Source organism: Sporosarcina sp. P3 (assembly GCF_002743415.1).
GTDB classification, from domain to species: Bacteria; Bacillota; Bacilli; order Bacillales_A; family Planococcaceae; genus Sporosarcina; species Sporosarcina ureae_A.
The window spans coordinates 37,616-52,648 of sequence record NZ_PDZE01000013.1 but is presented as its reverse complement, the minus strand read 5'-3'; the positions used below and the strand labels follow the sequence as shown (position 1 = coordinate 52,648).

Annotated in this window: 14 protein-coding genes; 3 read left to right on the top strand and 11 right to left on the bottom strand. The window is 39.5% G+C overall.

The window, feature by feature from the left end; genetic code table 11:
- Window positions 1–18: 18 nt before the first annotated feature.
- The 7 genes from CSV61_RS14130 to CSV61_RS14100 form a co-directional block, all read right to left on the bottom strand.
- A complete protein-coding gene (locus CSV61_RS14130) occupies window positions 19–1,410 on the bottom strand; it encodes an SLC13 family permease (RefSeq protein WP_099639742.1) in 1,392 nt (463 codons plus the stop codon).
- An 8-nt stretch (window positions 1,411–1,418) separates the two neighbouring features.
- On the bottom strand, window positions 1,419–2,933 hold the full coding sequence (locus tag CSV61_RS14125; RefSeq protein WP_099639741.1) for a tripartite tricarboxylate transporter permease: 1,515 nt from the start codon (window positions 2,931–2,933) through the stop codon (window positions 1,419–1,421).
- 13 nt (window positions 2,934–2,946) lie between these two features.
- Window positions 2,947–3,390 carry a tripartite tricarboxylate transporter TctB family protein gene (locus CSV61_RS14120; RefSeq protein ID WP_099639740.1) on the bottom strand — a complete coding sequence of 148 codons (444 nt, stop codon included), beginning with the start codon at window positions 3,388–3,390 and terminating at the stop codon, window positions 2,947–2,949.
- A 75-nt stretch (window positions 3,391–3,465) separates the two neighbouring features.
- Window positions 3,466–4,452 (bottom strand): tripartite tricarboxylate transporter substrate binding protein, encoded by a 987-nt coding sequence (locus CSV61_RS14115; protein WP_099639739.1) that lies wholly within the window; start codon window positions 4,450–4,452, stop codon window positions 3,466–3,468.
- A 199-nt stretch (window positions 4,453–4,651) separates the two neighbouring features.
- Window positions 4,652–5,326, bottom strand: coding sequence for a response regulator (locus CSV61_RS14110; protein WP_083034055.1), 675 nt, complete (start codon window positions 5,324–5,326; stop codon window positions 4,652–4,654).
- Window positions 5,323–6,930, bottom strand: coding sequence for an ATP-binding protein (locus CSV61_RS14105; RefSeq protein WP_099639738.1), 1,608 nt, complete (start codon window positions 6,928–6,930; stop codon window positions 5,323–5,325). The genes CSV61_RS14110 and CSV61_RS14105 overlap by 4 nt, the downstream gene beginning before the upstream one ends.
- A 305-nt stretch (window positions 6,931–7,235) precedes the next feature.
- The gene (locus CSV61_RS14100; protein WP_255408209.1) at window positions 7,236–7,769 is read right to left on the bottom strand and encodes a TetR/AcrR family transcriptional regulator; all 534 of its coding nucleotides are present in this window, start codon (window positions 7,767–7,769) and stop codon (window positions 7,236–7,238) included.
- A 323-nt stretch (window positions 7,770–8,092) separates the two neighbouring features.
- Between CSV61_RS14100 and CSV61_RS14095 the strand changes: the two genes are divergently transcribed.
- Window positions 8,093–9,346, top strand: coding sequence for a dicarboxylate/amino acid:cation symporter (locus tag CSV61_RS14095; protein ID WP_099639736.1), 1,254 nt, complete (start codon window positions 8,093–8,095; stop codon window positions 9,344–9,346).
- Between the two features lie 68 nt (window positions 9,347–9,414).
- Here the strand turns inward: CSV61_RS14095 and CSV61_RS14090 are convergent, their stop codons facing one another.
- Complete coding sequence (locus CSV61_RS14090; RefSeq protein WP_099639735.1) at window positions 9,415–10,518, bottom strand: threonine synthase; 1,104 nt, start codon at window positions 10,516–10,518, stop codon at window positions 9,415–9,417.
- 92 nt (window positions 10,519–10,610) lie between these two features.
- On the opposite strand from CSV61_RS14090, the gene CSV61_RS14085 reads away from it, so the two are divergent.
- Window positions 10,611–11,267 (top strand): reverse transcriptase-like protein, encoded by a 657-nt coding sequence (locus tag CSV61_RS14085; protein ID WP_099639734.1) that lies wholly within the window; start codon window positions 10,611–10,613, stop codon window positions 11,265–11,267.
- A gap of 319 nt (window positions 11,268–11,586) precedes the next feature.
- Here CSV61_RS14085 and CSV61_RS14080 read toward each other — a convergent pair whose 3' ends face one another.
- From CSV61_RS14080 to CSV61_RS14070, 3 genes are all read right to left on the bottom strand, one after another.
- Entirely contained in the window at window positions 11,587–12,222 is a 636-nt protein-coding gene (locus CSV61_RS14080; RefSeq protein ID WP_099639733.1) for a GGDEF domain-containing protein, read from the bottom strand.
- A gap of 107 nt (window positions 12,223–12,329) precedes the next feature.
- Complete coding sequence (locus tag CSV61_RS14075; protein WP_099639732.1) at window positions 12,330–12,896, bottom strand: DUF4256 domain-containing protein; 567 nt, start codon at window positions 12,894–12,896, stop codon at window positions 12,330–12,332.
- A gap of 369 nt (window positions 12,897–13,265) precedes the next feature.
- Window positions 13,266–13,751 carry an STAS domain-containing protein gene (locus CSV61_RS14070; RefSeq protein ID WP_083034063.1) on the bottom strand — a complete coding sequence of 162 codons (486 nt, stop codon included), beginning with the start codon at window positions 13,749–13,751 and terminating at the stop codon, window positions 13,266–13,268.
- A 177-nt stretch (window positions 13,752–13,928) separates the two neighbouring features.
- On the opposite strand from CSV61_RS14070, the gene CSV61_RS14065 reads away from it, so the two are divergent.
- Entirely contained in the window at window positions 13,929–14,984 is a 1,056-nt protein-coding gene (locus tag CSV61_RS14065; RefSeq protein WP_083034064.1) for a M42 family metallopeptidase, read from the top strand.
- The last annotated feature ends 49 nt before the right edge of the window (window positions 14,985–15,033 follow it).

The following is a 15,033-nucleotide window of genomic DNA, read 5'->3' as shown; positions in this document are numbered from 1 at the left end:
TATAATTCCCCTTTTCTTCTAAGAATAAAATAGTATCCAGTATCCATAAATTGAAGCAAGGACGACGAACAGCCAAATGACAAATGCACTTGAACCGAGTCTCAATAAATCACGTTTTGTGAAGTAACCATATTCATAACTGATTAAATGTATTGGTGATTGTGTTATCAAAATAAAGCCTGGGATCCCCATTAAGAATACCCCCATTGATAAGTACAATGGATCGTGCGCGGGGAATGCTTCGCCTATCGCTAACGTTACTGGTAGCATAATTGTTAAAAACCCTAGTACATTGACAAAAAACAGTCTCAGTAAAGCTGTAATTAGCAAAAGTGAAAAAACCATCAGGAAATATGAATCCATCGACAACCAATTGATCAGTTGAATAGCGAACCATTTCACTGCTCCTGTCTTAATCAACATACTCGATAACATCAAAGTTGCTGCAAAAAACAGCAGTAAATCCCAACCAATCTTTTTCTTCGCTATCTCCCATTGCCAAATCCCCGTAACTGGAAGCACAGTCAATACTGCTCCAAACAATGCAACTAGAGAAACAGAAAAACCATGTAAACTTCCTGTCATCCACAATACAACCGTTAATCCAAGAATCGCAAGAATTTTCCATTCATTGCGTGACATATGTCCAAGTGCTAGTAATTTTTGATCAAGTACTCTTTCAAGTTCTGCCCCATCAATTGGCTCAGGTGGGAACACTACCAGAAAGAGTAGGAATAATAGCAGCAAAAAAATGACAATAGGAGGCCCCATATATAAAATCCAACGCATATAGTCGAGGCCTTCTGTCATATCGCCCAACAATCCATACGCATATAGCGTTGAGCTTGCACCCGTCGCCACTACCGCGCCAGATATCGGTACAATGAGAGTCAAGCCGACAAACAGTGACTTGGCTAGCTTCTCTACGGAACCCATCGTTTCCAAATGTTTGATGATACTATCCAAAACTGATGATACCAGACTTGCTTTTCCCACATTAGACGGAATAAACAGCGACAAGATAAACATTAAGACAAATGAGAAAAACACTAGCAACCGGCTTGAGCCTTTAGATAAAGAAAGCAACTTCAATGATAAGCGGCTAGCGAGTCCAGATTCAATGAATGCACCTGCTAAAATGAATGTCGAAAATAGCAACCAGACTATCTCCGAGGCAAAATAGCTCAATGTTTCTTCATAAGTAAAGAAGTGTACAGAAAGCAATAACATCAACAACAAAGAACTGAACGCTAAAGGAAAGACCCCACCAATCCAAAGAACTTGGATAATGATGAGGCATGCGATAGCACGTAATACTTCTGTTGTCTCCACTAAAGGGGAGAACGTCAAGATATATAGCAACACACTAAAATTGAATAGTAGTTTTTTCTTTTTTGTCAGCACTTTCATACAATCACTTACATTGCTTCGCTATTATTTTTTTGTTCTTTACGTTTCTTTAACCAAGATGAAAAGAACGGTAAGCCAAGCGAAATAATTGTCATAAGAACAAGTGCGATTGTAATTGGTGAAGCCGTAAGAATTCCAATTGCGTTTGGATACGAGATCAAACTCATTCGGAAGTTCTGTTCCATGTCTGATCCGACAATAACCGCTAGAATTAATGGAGCTACCGGGAATCTCAGCATCTTCATGAATAGACCTACAAAACCGAAGATAATCAAAATCAAGAAATCTACTGTACTGTAACCAAGTGTATAGGTACCGATAAACGCTAGCATCATAATAACTGGATATAATACGCGTGGTGGTGTATCTAGAATCTTCACAAGGATTCCGACAAGTGCAATGTTTAGTATCACTAGGAATAAGTTACCGATAAACATACTGTTGATGAACGTCCACACCATATCAGGGTTATTCTCAAACAATAGCGGGCCAGGCTTTAAACCGAGCATGACAATCGCACCTAGGATTACAGCAGTTGTTCCTGAGCCTGGGATCCCCATGGCAAGCATCGGAATAAATGCCCCAACAGCCGCTGCGTTGTTAGAAGACTCTGGTGCGGCCAATCCTTCAATTGCACCTTCTCCAAATTCTTCTGGGTGTTTCGAAACTTGCTTCTCCATTGAATAACTTAGCATCGATGCAATGGCACCGCCTGCTCCAGGAAGTACACCGATCAAGAAACCGATTGGACCATTACGGATAATTGGCCACTTGGACCGCTTCCACTGTTCTTTTGTAATCCATATTTTGCCGACAGACTTTTTCTCGCCAACTGGTTTATTAATTGATAAGAAATTGTATAATACTTCCCCTACCGCATAAATACCGATAATGACGACAAGAAAATCAATACCTTCACTCAGATGGACATTGCCCATCGTGAAACGGTAGACCCCAGTTTGTAAATCAATTCCTACTGTACTGATCATCAGCCCGATACACATCGAGATGAACCCTTTGACCATCTGTCCTTTTGCCAATGCAACAATTGCAGACAGCGTGAAAACCATTAATAAAAAATATTCTGCCGGACCAAATCGCAGGGCAAAACTGGCGAGCGGCTTAGCTAGAATAATAAAACCAACAACAGCGATTACTCCTCCGATTAACGAAGCGATGGCAGATATTGCAAGTGCTTGGCCTGCTTGACCTTTCTGAGCCATCGGATAGCCATCAAACGTAGCGGCAATTGCTGATCCGTCACCCGGTGTATTCAGTAAGATGGAACTCCTTGAGCCACCATACATTGCACCGTAGTAAATAGCAGCCATTAAAATCAAAGCACTAGTTGGTTCCATTCCGAATGTGATTGGAATCAGCAAGGCAATGGCAGTTGCTGGTCCAAGACCAGGTAGCATTCCCACTACTGTCCCGAGGAACCCTCCGAGTGCTATCCAAAATAAGTTCATTGGTTGAATTGTAGTTAAAAACCCATCTAAGAGGGCTTGTGCATCTATTCCCATATCGGTTCCTCCTTTAAGGTAAACTAACCTGCAACAGTGTTCCAAATGCATACCAAGTTACGAACGAAAACGCGACCGCAATAATAATATTAGACATCCATTTCTTGCGCCCATTCAATAAAAACAATAATCCGGCAAGGAACAAGATAGTCGAATACAAGAAACCAATCCGTTCAAACAATACTGTATATGTCAGCATCAAAATGAGCGATACAAGCAAATATAACGGCGACTTGCCGATTCGCAAAGCACGGAAGTCAGCGAAGTCATTACCTCGAGCTTTGTATTCTTGAAAGAAATAGACAATCCCTGAAATAATTAAAATAACAGCGATTAAAAGCGGGAAATACATCGGCCCGTTTGGATTTCCGAGATTTGATTTAGGTAAGTTGATTGCATTGATTAGCATAATGACGCCAACTACAGTTGCCAGGATTGGGGTTATGTAACGAACCATATAGTGTTCCTCCTTCTAAGTTAAATAATCAAAAAAGCGAGCCCGCTTGAGCGGGACTCAACCTTTTATAAGAACTTATTTCTGTAAACCCGACTCATCAATCAATTCTGTATACATTTCTTTTTGCTCTTTCAAAAATTCAGTTGTTTCAGCACTGTCTTGATAGAAGTCTTCCCAACCATTGTTCTCTAGCAATTTTTTCCAATAGTCCGTCTCCACCATTTCACCGAACGCTTCATTCCAATATGCGATCTCATCTTCTGTCATATCCGGTGGTCCAAGAATACCGCGCCAGTGAGGAAAGACCATATCTACGCCTTCTTCTGTCCATGTCGGTACGTCAGGTAATTCTTCCAAACGTTCGTCAGCTGAAATGGCTACAATCTTGAACTTTCCTGCAAGGTGCTGTTCTGAGGATTCTGACACCGCCATCGTTGCTGCGTCTACGTGACCGCCCAGTAAGCTAGTCATAACGTCGCCACCGCTCTCATATACGAGGAAGTTTAATTTTGTAATATCGACACCGAACGTTTTAGCTGCTTTTACGAAAGATAAGTGATCATTGTTTCCGAGACCAGGCGCAATACCGATCTTTACAGAAGCTGGATCTTTTTTCAGCTGCTCCATTAAATCCGTTGCTGTTTCGTAAGGTGAACCATTTTTGACCGCTACTGAAATCCACTCTGTTGTTAATGTAGCAAGTGGTGTGAACTCTTCATATGTGAGATCACTTTGTCCAAGCAAGTTATTTGTAATCAATAGACTAGAGTCAATCGCCAATGTATGTGCATCTTTCTTAGATAGATACTGCCAACCTACTTCACCGTTGCCACCCGGTTTGTTGATGACTGTCATACTTTGATCTACAATATCTTCTTCTTTCAAAATCTTTTGTATGGCACGCGCTGTAGCGTCCCAGCCGCCTCCTGGTGTTGCTGGTGCAATGAACTCAAGATTTTTCTTCGGATAGTCTGATTCATCTTTTTCGCCTGCATTATCTGATGAACAAGCGCCCAGTATAAGTGCAAATGAAAGTGCTGCTACGCCTACTAGTTTTTTCATACTGTTCTCCTCTTTTCTCTCTAATTTATCATCTACAAGTAGTGTACTTTAAAGATCTTTTGTTGTAACCGTTTACAATTTTAACAATTCAAAAGACTTTAACAACATTTTGTTCATTATGTTCACAAGAAAAAGCATCCTATGAAAGGATGCTAGAAAGTGCCTATATAGTAAATTCTCCATAATGCTATTTAGATAGTTATAATCCAAAGTATTTTCGCTCTGGTCTGCCGACAATTCCATATTCGAGCTCAGCTCTCATCTTTCCCTCTGCAATTAGATATTCTAAATACCTTCGGGCTGTAGTACGTGAAGCACCTAGTCTTTCGCCTACTTCTTCCGCTGTCGTTCCTTCAGATAAAGAATTGACGATATCTATTACCTTCTGCAATGTCAAAGGATGAATGCCTTTAGGAAGATGTGTTTCACTTTCCCTTACCACAGTAGCATGCACAAAAAGTTTATCAATCTCTTGTTGATTTGCATGGGGGCTTTCCTGAAGAAATAACCGTCGCTGTTGATAGCGCTCAATGACTTCTTGCAATTTGGTTAATTCCACTGGTTTCACTAAATAGTGGAATGCACCCGCTGCCAAACTTTGTGCTACCAATTCACGATCCGTAGCTGCTGTAATAATGATGAAATCCAATGCAGGGTAGTTTACTTTCAACTCTCGCACCAAATCAATACCTGATTGATCAGGCATGTAAACATCCACTAACAGTAAATCCACTGGCTGCTTTTCAAGCATCTTCCACGTATCTTTTGCACGTAACACTTGCCAGACTACTTTCACGTCACTTATACTTTCTAAAAACTGTTGATGTATGGAAGCAATACGAAAATCATCTTCTACAATTCCTACTCGAATCATTTCACTTCACGCTCCTCTTTTTCTGCATACTTTGGAATATAGACAGAAAAAATCGTCCCTCTTTCCGTACTAGACACTTGGATAGTTCCACCAAGCGAACGAAGAGCCTGCTGAACATTTGCCAAGCCAAACCCTCTTCTTGTCGTCGATTTTGTGGAGTAACCTTTTTGGAATAATCTATCCATTTGGTCTGACTGAATACCCTGTCCATTATCTGACACTTCAAATATAACATCTTCTCCAAAATCTAATGCAAAAAATGAAACTCGCCCTCCTGAGCTGTTCGCGGTTTCTTCCAACGCATTATCAATTAGATTTCCCAAAATCACAGTCAATGCACCCGTACCGACCCATTTAGGCAACGATTCCAAACTGCTATTGTCATCGATTTCAAACTCTACTTTCATTTCAGACGCCTTCCCTAATTTGCCGAACAGAATAGCTTGTACATGTGCGTCTTTGATGTTTTCGAGGATAAACTGATTGGTATGATCACTAACACTGATTTCGGTTTGAATCGCGCGGACTGCTTCCTCATACTTACCGAGTTGCAATAAGCCTGAAATTAAATAGAGTTTATTTGTAAACTCATGCGTTTGCGCTCTTAAGTCATCTGAATACTTCCTAACTTCATAAAGCGTGTTCACGACTTCTACCATTTCTGTCGTATCACGAAATGTAATCAGTGCTCCTTTTTGTACTCCTTCAAGTTGCAATGGCATTGCACTGACAACTAGTCGCTTGGCAGAATAGACGATTTCAAATGATTGTGTATCTGGCCCAGTTAATTCTTCTACTGTAGGTAGGTTAGGAAATATTGTATCTATGCCATCTCCTTTACGATTCGTTCGGATGTTGAGAATGGAACGAGCTGCCGTATTAATCAGCGTAATTTGGCCTGATTGATTTACCGCAATAATTCCTTCATCGATTGATGCCAATATCGCTTTTCTTTCCATATAAAATTTTGCAATTTGTTCTGGTTCCAACCCAAATGTATCTTTCCGAATCGATTTTGCCAATCGAAAACTTATATAAATACCAAGAGCGAGAATCAGCAATGATATATAGATTAATTTCTCTACACGATTATGTACAATCTCGCGTAAATCCGAGATTAAGTATCCTACTGTTACGACTCCAATAATTTGATTTTCTTCTTCGTTATAAATGGGTGCTTTACTGCTGATAGAGGGTCCGATAATTTCGCTCGACAGCATAGAATAATTCGCTCCAAAGACAATTGCTTTATAACCATCTTCAAATGGTATGACTTCGCCTATTCTACTTTCATCCGGTGAAGCAAGTATATGTCCCGCCTTGTCTTGAATGACAATATAGGTAGCATCAACTTGATTTGAATAATGCTCAATAACTGCTTCCAAATCACCCGCTTTTTCGACATCAGCTTTTTCTTCAAGACCTTCTTTAACTGTGTCCATATACGAAAGCATCTTTGCAGTTTGCAAGCCTACTGTATGACTACGATCAAGAAGATTCAGATAGTCTGTGACGACAAAAACGATCAGCATAAGCGACATTAAAAATAAAATAAGTGATGTCACCATTAACAGTATCTTCTTTTGCAGTTTTGATTTCAGCATTGCTGGTCACTTCCAACTAAACAATTTTTGTACATCATTTGCAATCCTACTATATCAAACATCAATGTGCGTAGAATATAGCTATTGTTCCATTGAATCTAAATATATAGTACACTTCACGCATTTATGGTCGTTATATGGTTATTCATCATGCCGTTTCATAGGATTCTTTCTTTATATTCATTCATAGATTATACTTCTCTGCTATAATCTTCTCCCTATTATACTTAAAACACTGCTAGATAGGCTTGCAAAAGCAAAAAGCATAAACTCTATATGTGAGCTTATGCTTGTATATTCCATACTTATTTTTTCAGCCCATGTAAAAATAATAATGTGATCTCTTCTGCCAGCTCCTCTGGTGTATGAGAACCTGTCCAAAGTTTAGTGATTGCCAAATACTCGATCGCTCCGACCATGGCTGCAGCGACCACGCCAAAATTTATATTCATATGAAAGTATCCAAGTCTCGCTTCTTCCATAAGATTGCTTTCTATTTGTGCAGTCATTTGTGCTTTAATAGTAGTAGCTTCTTCTGAAACGACGAAGCCAATCCGGGCAACTTCTTCATTTTGCTGGAAAAGTTCAAAAACAGCACGTAAACCATAAGCAATTCGCTCCATTAATCCTTCTTCCGCCACATCTGCCGGAAGTTTGCTTTGTGCTACCTGGTCATATAATCTCTCTTTGAAAACATCGACTAATTCCTGGAATACAGCTTCTTTGCTTTTAAAATATAAGTAGAACGTCGGCTGTGTAACGTTTGCTTCTTTCACGATTTCACTAATCTTCGTTTTATGAAAACCATGAATAGCGAATTGCATTGCCGAAATTTCCAAAAGCAATTTACGACTTTTTTCGCCATCTGCTCCTACTTGACGCCCTCTTTTTTTCAGTTAAAACACTTCCTATCTTAATATAAAAAATGATCAATAGATAAATTAATTGTACAGTGAGATATCTAAAAAGCCAAATAATACATTAAATCTTAAAAGTAGTCTAACTACTCTTTCAACATTTTCGACTTTCTTCAACTACTTAATAATTTGCTAAGTATATATCAAGACAAGTTGACATTTTGCTAAATATATCGAATAATAATAAGTAAGCGCTTTCATGTTTACGTTTATAATCGAATACACTATGTTAAGGAGGGATTTGTATGAAGTTGGCCAGAAATATAATTATTGCACTTATTTCAGGGGTGGTTGTCGGTTTAGTATTAAATATTTTCACGCCAGGTATTTTTACACAAGCTGATGCATTTCTTTTTAAACCACTCGGTACTATCTTCTTGAACCTGATGAAGATGCTAGTAGTGCCTGTAGTGTTCATTTCTATCGCTCTCGGAACGGTTGGAATTGGTGACCCGAAAAAATTAGGAAGAATTGGTGGAAAAACGATTGGGTTTTTCTTGATTACAACAGCTATCGCCCTCGTCATCGCGCTTTCTCTTGGTCTATTGCTAAAGCCTGGTGAAGGAGGTAACTTCGAGACAGCTAATGCCACATACGAAGCACAAGAAGCTCCACCAGTAGCGGAAACTCTGTTAGGTATTATTCCTACCAACCCGATTAGTGCGATGGCAGAAGGTAATATGCTTCAGATTATCTTCTTTGCAGCACTGATTGGCTTTGGAATGGCAATGATGGGCAGTAGAGTTGAAAGAGTGAAAGAGTTATTCGAACAAGCGAATGAACTCATTATGTATTTGATTACATTTGTGATGAAGTTCGCGCCATACGGAGCATTTGGTTTGATTGCATCCGCTGTAGGAAGTCAAGGTATGGACGCACTGAAGGTAATGGGTATGTATATGGGAGTCGTTCTTGGAGCCCTTCTAATCCATACGATTGTCGTCTACGGAGGATCGGTCGCATTAATCGGCAAGCGTAATCCCATTTGGTTTTTTAAAAACTTCTTTCCAGCTCAGGTCGTTGCATTCAGTACGGCAAGTTCTGCTGCAACACTACCTATCTCAATGAAAACGGCACAGGATAAGTTAAAAGTACCCGAATCTATCAGTTCGTTTACTCAATCGCTTGGTGCCACTATTAATATGGATGGCACTGCGATCATGCAAGGGGCAGCTGTGATATTCATTGCTCAGGCTTATGGTATTGAATTGACTATAGGACAGTTACTCACTGTTGTCTTAACCGCAGTACTGGCTAGTATTGGAACAGCTGCTGTACCAGGTGCAGGCCTAATCATGCTAGCAATGGTTCTAACATCGGTCGGTCTGCCAGTTGAAGGAATTGCACTCGTTCTCGGAGTAGATCGCCTACTTGATATGGTGCGCACAGCCGTCAACATCACAGGTGACGCTGCATGTGCCGTTGTCGTGGCGAAAACAGAAGGTGTTTTAGGCGAGCCAGATGCGGAAGAGATCCAAGTGGAAACCGAAATTGCATAAACTTCAATAATTCCTGTACGGAAAACTATCGTGTTAATTAAACATGATCGCTCTCCGTACAGAGTTTTTCACGTTGGAGACTTGATTCCCGCTCCGCACAGCGGGATGACAATGACTTCATCTTTAGCATTTGCATATTTTATGTATCCAGCATAATTAACGGCTGAAGTGATTTCTACATAGAATCCTTTTGCCGCAAGCATTGCGCGCGCTTCTACAATTTCATTCTCCGAAACAGTAATGAACATACCTTCTGTTTCTCTAACAGCTTCTACGATTTGTTTGGATCTAGCTGGCGACGCAATGGCAATACCTTCTGCAACAGTTCCTTCATTCACAACTGGCGTTTCCTTAAGATCTTGACCTTCAAATGCTTTAGCTAGCGGTGCACATTTTTCGGCTTGAATAGCGATAATCTTTGGCATATTTTCGATTTCCTTCGCTTCAAGTAACTCTTTAAACCCATAATAGGCTCCCAATAATAAGGTTCCGTTTCCAACTGGAATGAGTAATGTATCGGGCGCTTTTCCCAATTGTTCATAGATTTCAAAGGCATACGTCTTGGTACCTTCGTAAAAAAATGGATTATAGACATGGCTTGCATAAAATACTTGCTCTTCTTCCACTGCATTTTGTGCTGCAGTCGCTACATCCTCTCTTGTCCCTCTCACGGTTTTAATATTCGCTCCATGCGCTCTGATTTGCGCTAATTTATTGGGCGATGTATCCGTACTTACATACACATCACAATCTATTCCTGCTCGGGCACTGTATGCAGCAATGGCCGTTCCTGCGTTACCACTGCTATCTGCAATTAGCTTATTCACGCCCAACTGTTTCGCTAAAGTTACAAGTACCGCTGCACCTCGATCTTTAAAAGAAAGTGTAGGCATCATAAAGTCTACTTTAATGAGAGTATTTGGTTCCGATTCATCCAATTCCAGTAAAGGTGTTTGACCTTCTCCGAGTGTAATCGAACGCCAACCACTTAAATACTCTCTACCTGTCATCGAGGATGCATATCTCCAAATGGATCTTTGACTCGTCCAGTTATTTTGAGTTATGTCAGATTCCGACTGTAGTAAATTTAGCAGACCGCCACATTCACATTTCCAGCGAGTTGCTTCAATAGGATATACTTTCTTACATTCCGAACAGCTATATAGGGTCATGTTTGTGATCTCCTTTATGTAAATATAATTTGCTTATCAATAGGTTTTTATATGTTTTTATTGGATAAACTAAATATATGGGAGGGAATACTTTGAATGTATTAATTGAATGGCTCTATAAATCAAAAAAAGGAACACAAACCGTTTTCAAGTCTGAGGAATTACCGGCAGAACAAGCATTATTGATTGCTGAGGATTTAGAAAAAACAGGTCGCACAAAACAAATATTGTTCACAGACCAGTTTGATAGTTCCTGGACTTTTAAGGAATTAAAAGGCTATCTGAAAGGAATCGAAACAGAACCACATAATATCACTGTATATTTTGACGGAGGATTTGACTGGGACACCAAGTTGGCTGGTCTAGGATGTGTACTCTATTATAATCAAAACGGCACAACGTATAGACTACGAAAAAATGCCATGGCTACACACTTATCCTCAAACAACGAAGCAGAATACGCGGCACTTTATCTGTGCTTGCAAGAACTTGAAACGCTTGGAGCGCATCACTTACCTATTGAGATTATGGGTGACTCCCGGGTCGTAATCAATCATTTAAGTGAAGAATGGCCAGTTATTGAAGAAGAGCTATATAGTTGGGCGAATAAAGTCGAAGAAAAAATGGAGTCTTTAGGATTCCAGCCTCGGTATGAACTAATTTCACGTAAGAAGAACAATGAAGCGGACCGCCTGGCTACGCAAGCTTTGTCAGGGGTGGAAATTACGGCAGTCATTGAGAGAACATGAAAAAACTTGAGGCTGGGACATAACTATCTCACCCCGTTTCCCTACACTCTGTTACTCTAAAAAAATATTTACTGATAAGAACAGAAAAAAGCGTAAAGGACATTCCCCTTACATTTTTTCTGTTCTGACCCAACCTCATGTACGCTTCTCTAAATTTCTTTGATCTTTTCTCATATACATAAACTGCATACCGAGCGGAATCCTTCATCAACTTCTACCCTATATCTACCTCTTATTTAAATGAATGATTATTCTTGTTTTTAGTTTCAAAAATTCTCGCTAAGTCTGTTATGCAAATTGAACAAGGATTTGAAATTTCTTATGCTTTCTTCATCTCATACATGGATGTGTCTGCCTTCTGAATTAGCTTCTCAAACGTCTCTCCGTCATCCGGATAAATTGCGATTCCGATTGAAGCACTGACGGCATCGACCGATTCCATGTTCAAATTGGATAATGTACTTTTTAAATTCCCAACATAGTCTTTAAGAGTATTTTCTTTCAAGTCAAGAATGACGTGTACAAATTCATCGCCACCCCATCGCACGACATAGTCTTCCCTTTTTGCATTACTCATGATAAGTTCCGCGACGTGACGTAATAATTCATCCCCTGTTTGATGGCCAAATCTATCATTTATATCTTTAAAATCATCCAGATCAATTAATACTACAGCGATTTTCTTCCCTTTATTTTTATATACAGAAATCTGTTTCTTAAATACTTTATCTATTGTACGCCGGTTATATGCATTCGTCAGTGGATCTTTCTCTGCATAAAATTTGGCTACATCGTATTGTTTTCCACCTATCCACGCAACCAACAGGAAAATTCCTGTTAACACAAAGAAACTATCTTCAAACAAATAACCTAAATAGATATTGTAATAGCCATAACGTAAGATATTGAACAATATAACAACGCACACAGCCACTACTCTACCTCTATACTTCATACTATATCCCCATATCAGACTATTTTTTCCTTCATTTTATCACAGATGAAACGCACTAGAGAAGAGAGCGACAAAATAAAGTTATGTAAACTTAATTCCTTCGCATTTCACAGTCTGAGTAACCCTCGAAATCCTCTAGCAGCATAATACGATTCTGCTCCATTGTGATACAAAAACACTTGATTATATCGACGGTCACAAAAAAAAGCCCCGCCACGTTTCCTGATTTCTTCTGGAGTCTGCACCCAGCTCGATGTTTTTCTATCAAACTCCCCAAACTGCTGGAGCCACCTGTATTGTGCTTCTGTCAATAACTCAATACCCATCACATTCGCCATATCCATCGCGGTGTTTTCTGGCTTATTCTTCTTTCTAGATTCCAAAGCATCTCGATCATAGCAAACGCTTCGGCGGCCTATGGGACTCTCTGCTGAACAATCAAAAAAGATGTATTGGTCTGTCAGTTCGTCATAGTCTACTACGTCCGGCTCACCTCCCGTATCTTCCATCTTCTTCAGGGTCCATAGCTTTTCCGCGTTTGCTAATAACCTGTCATGTAACGAAGGCCAGTCCATATTTATGTGGCGATCCATATTATTAGCGAAGCGTGATTGTAGTGTTTCGAGTAGTGTTTCTCGTTGTTCTTCCGATAACTTCTTAATTATATTTGTCATGTTCTTTTCCTCCTAACTTATCCTAACGCCTAGATTAATAAGAGTTAGTCTGTTCATTTATATAGTATTATACGAATAGTAGAGCCAGTTTGCTTTTACATATCTAAAAAAGTAGCGTCCATGTAGAAACACACATCACAAATAATGATCCTAAAGTGATGATTTCTAAACATCTTGCGCATATAGTAGGTGTCGACTTAAACGTCTTTAGCGCTTAAGTTTTGAAAAATGCTAAGCATTAGATTTGGTTTCTGAAGCAAACGTTTTGACTACATCATGTGCCGTATTAGTCGTTCGACGTAGTAAGTGATAAAAAATTAATGCCTGTGTAACAGTAGACTAAAAATCCGCTGTTGCACAGGCATTAATTTATTTTTTATACACAATTTCCATTCCCTTTTGATCCAATAAATAGCGAAGGCCTTCACGGAAATTTGTAAAGGCACGAATTTGTGTGAAGTTTGATACATTGGATAGAATCAAGTTTTGAGCAAATTCAGGTGAGAACCCTACAAAGATCGTTTCTGTGCCCATCAATTGCAACACATTGACCAATTCATTGATTTTTTCACTCAGTAGTTCGTATCCCATGTTTTCCTCTACTGCCAAAGTGCTAATATCAGTAAAATCGAAAACTACTGTAAGTATATTGTTAGCAGATATTCTTTGGACAATTTTATTTTGGATATGCATAAAGCGTCCTACTGAAAGAGCACCAGTTAGCGGAACTAAAATCGTTTCCGGCACAATAGAGGGTATAATGGGGGCTGATAAGTCCTCTATGGTTTTCTCATACGTTATAATTTGTTCTCTAAGTTCTGTAATTTCTCGTGCTGAATTTGTTATTTCACCCATACAAATGTCTCCTATCTTGCGCGTCATATTGTCAATTCACTTACTTATACTCTCATTGATTTATCATACCACAAGTTGTTCTAATTAGACTTATTCAGTTCATTGCAAATCATTGAAACTAGACTTCTAACGCGATAGACTAAACTAATACGCATCCAATAAAAGGAGATTATTTATATGACTTATCAACCAGATACAACAGAGACTACAGAACTCATTCAACAACTCGTATCCATTCCAAGTCCTTCAGGCTATACGAGGCAAGTGATTTCTTTTGTAGAAAACTTCTTAAAAGAATATAATGTGAAAACAGCACGCAATCGTAAAGGTGGATTAATTGCCACGCTACCAGGCGAAAATGACAAAGAGCATCGAATGTTGACAGCTCATGTCGATACACTGGGCGCGATGGTCAAAGAAGTTAAAAAAAATGGTCGCCTGAAGCTCGATTTGATCGGAGGCTACCACTACAATTCAATTGAAGGCGAATATTGTAAGATCCACACGACTTCTGGCAAGACGATCACTGGGACCATTTTACTTCACCAGACATCTGTTCATGTTTACAAAAATGCTGGTACAGCAGAACGTAATCAAGCTAATATGGAAGTGCGCATCGACGCAAAAGTCCATACAGCAGAAGATGTTCGTGCGCTTGGTATTGAAGTAGGAGATTTCATCTCACTGAAGCCGCGTGTAGAAATTTCTGAGAACGGCTATATTAAATCTCGCCACTTGGATGATAAAGCAAGTGTGGCAATGCTATTGCAACTCATTAAACATATCCAACAAGAAAATATCAAATTGCCTTACACAACCCATTTCCTCATTTCGAATAATGAAGAAATCGGGTATGGTGGTAACTCAAATATTACTGAAGAAACGGTCGAGTATCTAGCAGTCGATATGGGTGCCATAGGTGATGGTCAGTCAACTGATGAACACACGGTATCTATTTGTGCCAAAGATTCTAGTGGACCATACCACTACGGACTTCGCAACCATCTAGTTGAGTTAGCTAAGAAAAACGATATCGGGTACCAAATCGATATGTATCCACATTACGGTTCTGATGCGTCTGCAGCTATCAAGGCAGGACACGACATTATCCACGGATTGATTGGACCGGGAATTGACTCTTCCCATGCGTTTGAACGTACACATGAAGACTCATTAAAGAACACTTTACAATTGATCTATCATTATTTGCTATCTGATATACAAAGTTATTAAAGTGTACACAAGATACTGAGCATTTGATGCTTCAGTATCTTTTCGATTC

What these genes read in the sequence shown, in the direction of transcription:
- CSV61_RS14130 (WP_099639742.1), bottom strand. Translation starts at nt 1,410, where the DNA reads ATGAAAGTGCTGACAAAAAAGAAAAAACTACTATTCAATTTTAGTGTG.
- CSV61_RS14125 (WP_099639741.1), bottom strand. Translation starts at nt 2,933, where the DNA reads ATGGGAATAGATGCACAAGCCCTCTTAGATGGGTTTTTAACTACAATT.
- CSV61_RS14120 (WP_099639740.1), bottom strand. Translation starts at nt 3,390, where the DNA reads ATGGTTCGTTACATAACCCCAATCCTGGCAACTGTAGTTGGCGTCATT.
- CSV61_RS14115 (WP_099639739.1), bottom strand. Translation starts at nt 4,452, where the DNA reads ATGAAAAAACTAGTAGGCGTAGCAGCACTTTCATTTGCACTTATACTG.
- CSV61_RS14110 (WP_083034055.1), bottom strand. Translation starts at nt 5,326, where the DNA reads ATGATTCGAGTAGGAATTGTAGAAGATGATTTTCGTATTGCTTCCATA.
- CSV61_RS14105 (WP_099639738.1), bottom strand. Translation starts at nt 6,930, where the DNA reads ATGCTGAAATCAAAACTGCAAAAGAAGATACTGTTAATGGTGACATCA.
- CSV61_RS14095 (WP_099639736.1), top strand. Translation starts at nt 8,093, where the DNA reads ATGAAGTTGGCCAGAAATATAATTATTGCACTTATTTCAGGGGTGGTT.
- CSV61_RS14090 (WP_099639735.1), bottom strand. Translation starts at nt 10,518, where the DNA reads ATGACCCTATATAGCTGTTCGGAATGTAAGAAAGTATATCCTATTGAA.
- CSV61_RS14080 (WP_099639733.1), bottom strand. Translation starts at nt 12,222, where the DNA reads ATGAAGTATAGAGGTAGAGTAGTGGCTGTGTGCGTTGTTATATTGTTC.
- CSV61_RS14075 (WP_099639732.1), bottom strand. Translation starts at nt 12,896, where the DNA reads ATGACAAATATAATTAAGAAGTTATCGGAAGAACAACGAGAAACACTA.
- CSV61_RS14070 (WP_083034063.1), bottom strand. Translation starts at nt 13,751, where the DNA reads ATGGGTGAAATAACAAATTCAGCACGAGAAATTACAGAACTTAGAGAA.
- CSV61_RS14065 (WP_083034064.1), top strand. Translation starts at nt 13,929, where the DNA reads ATGACTTATCAACCAGATACAACAGAGACTACAGAACTCATTCAACAA.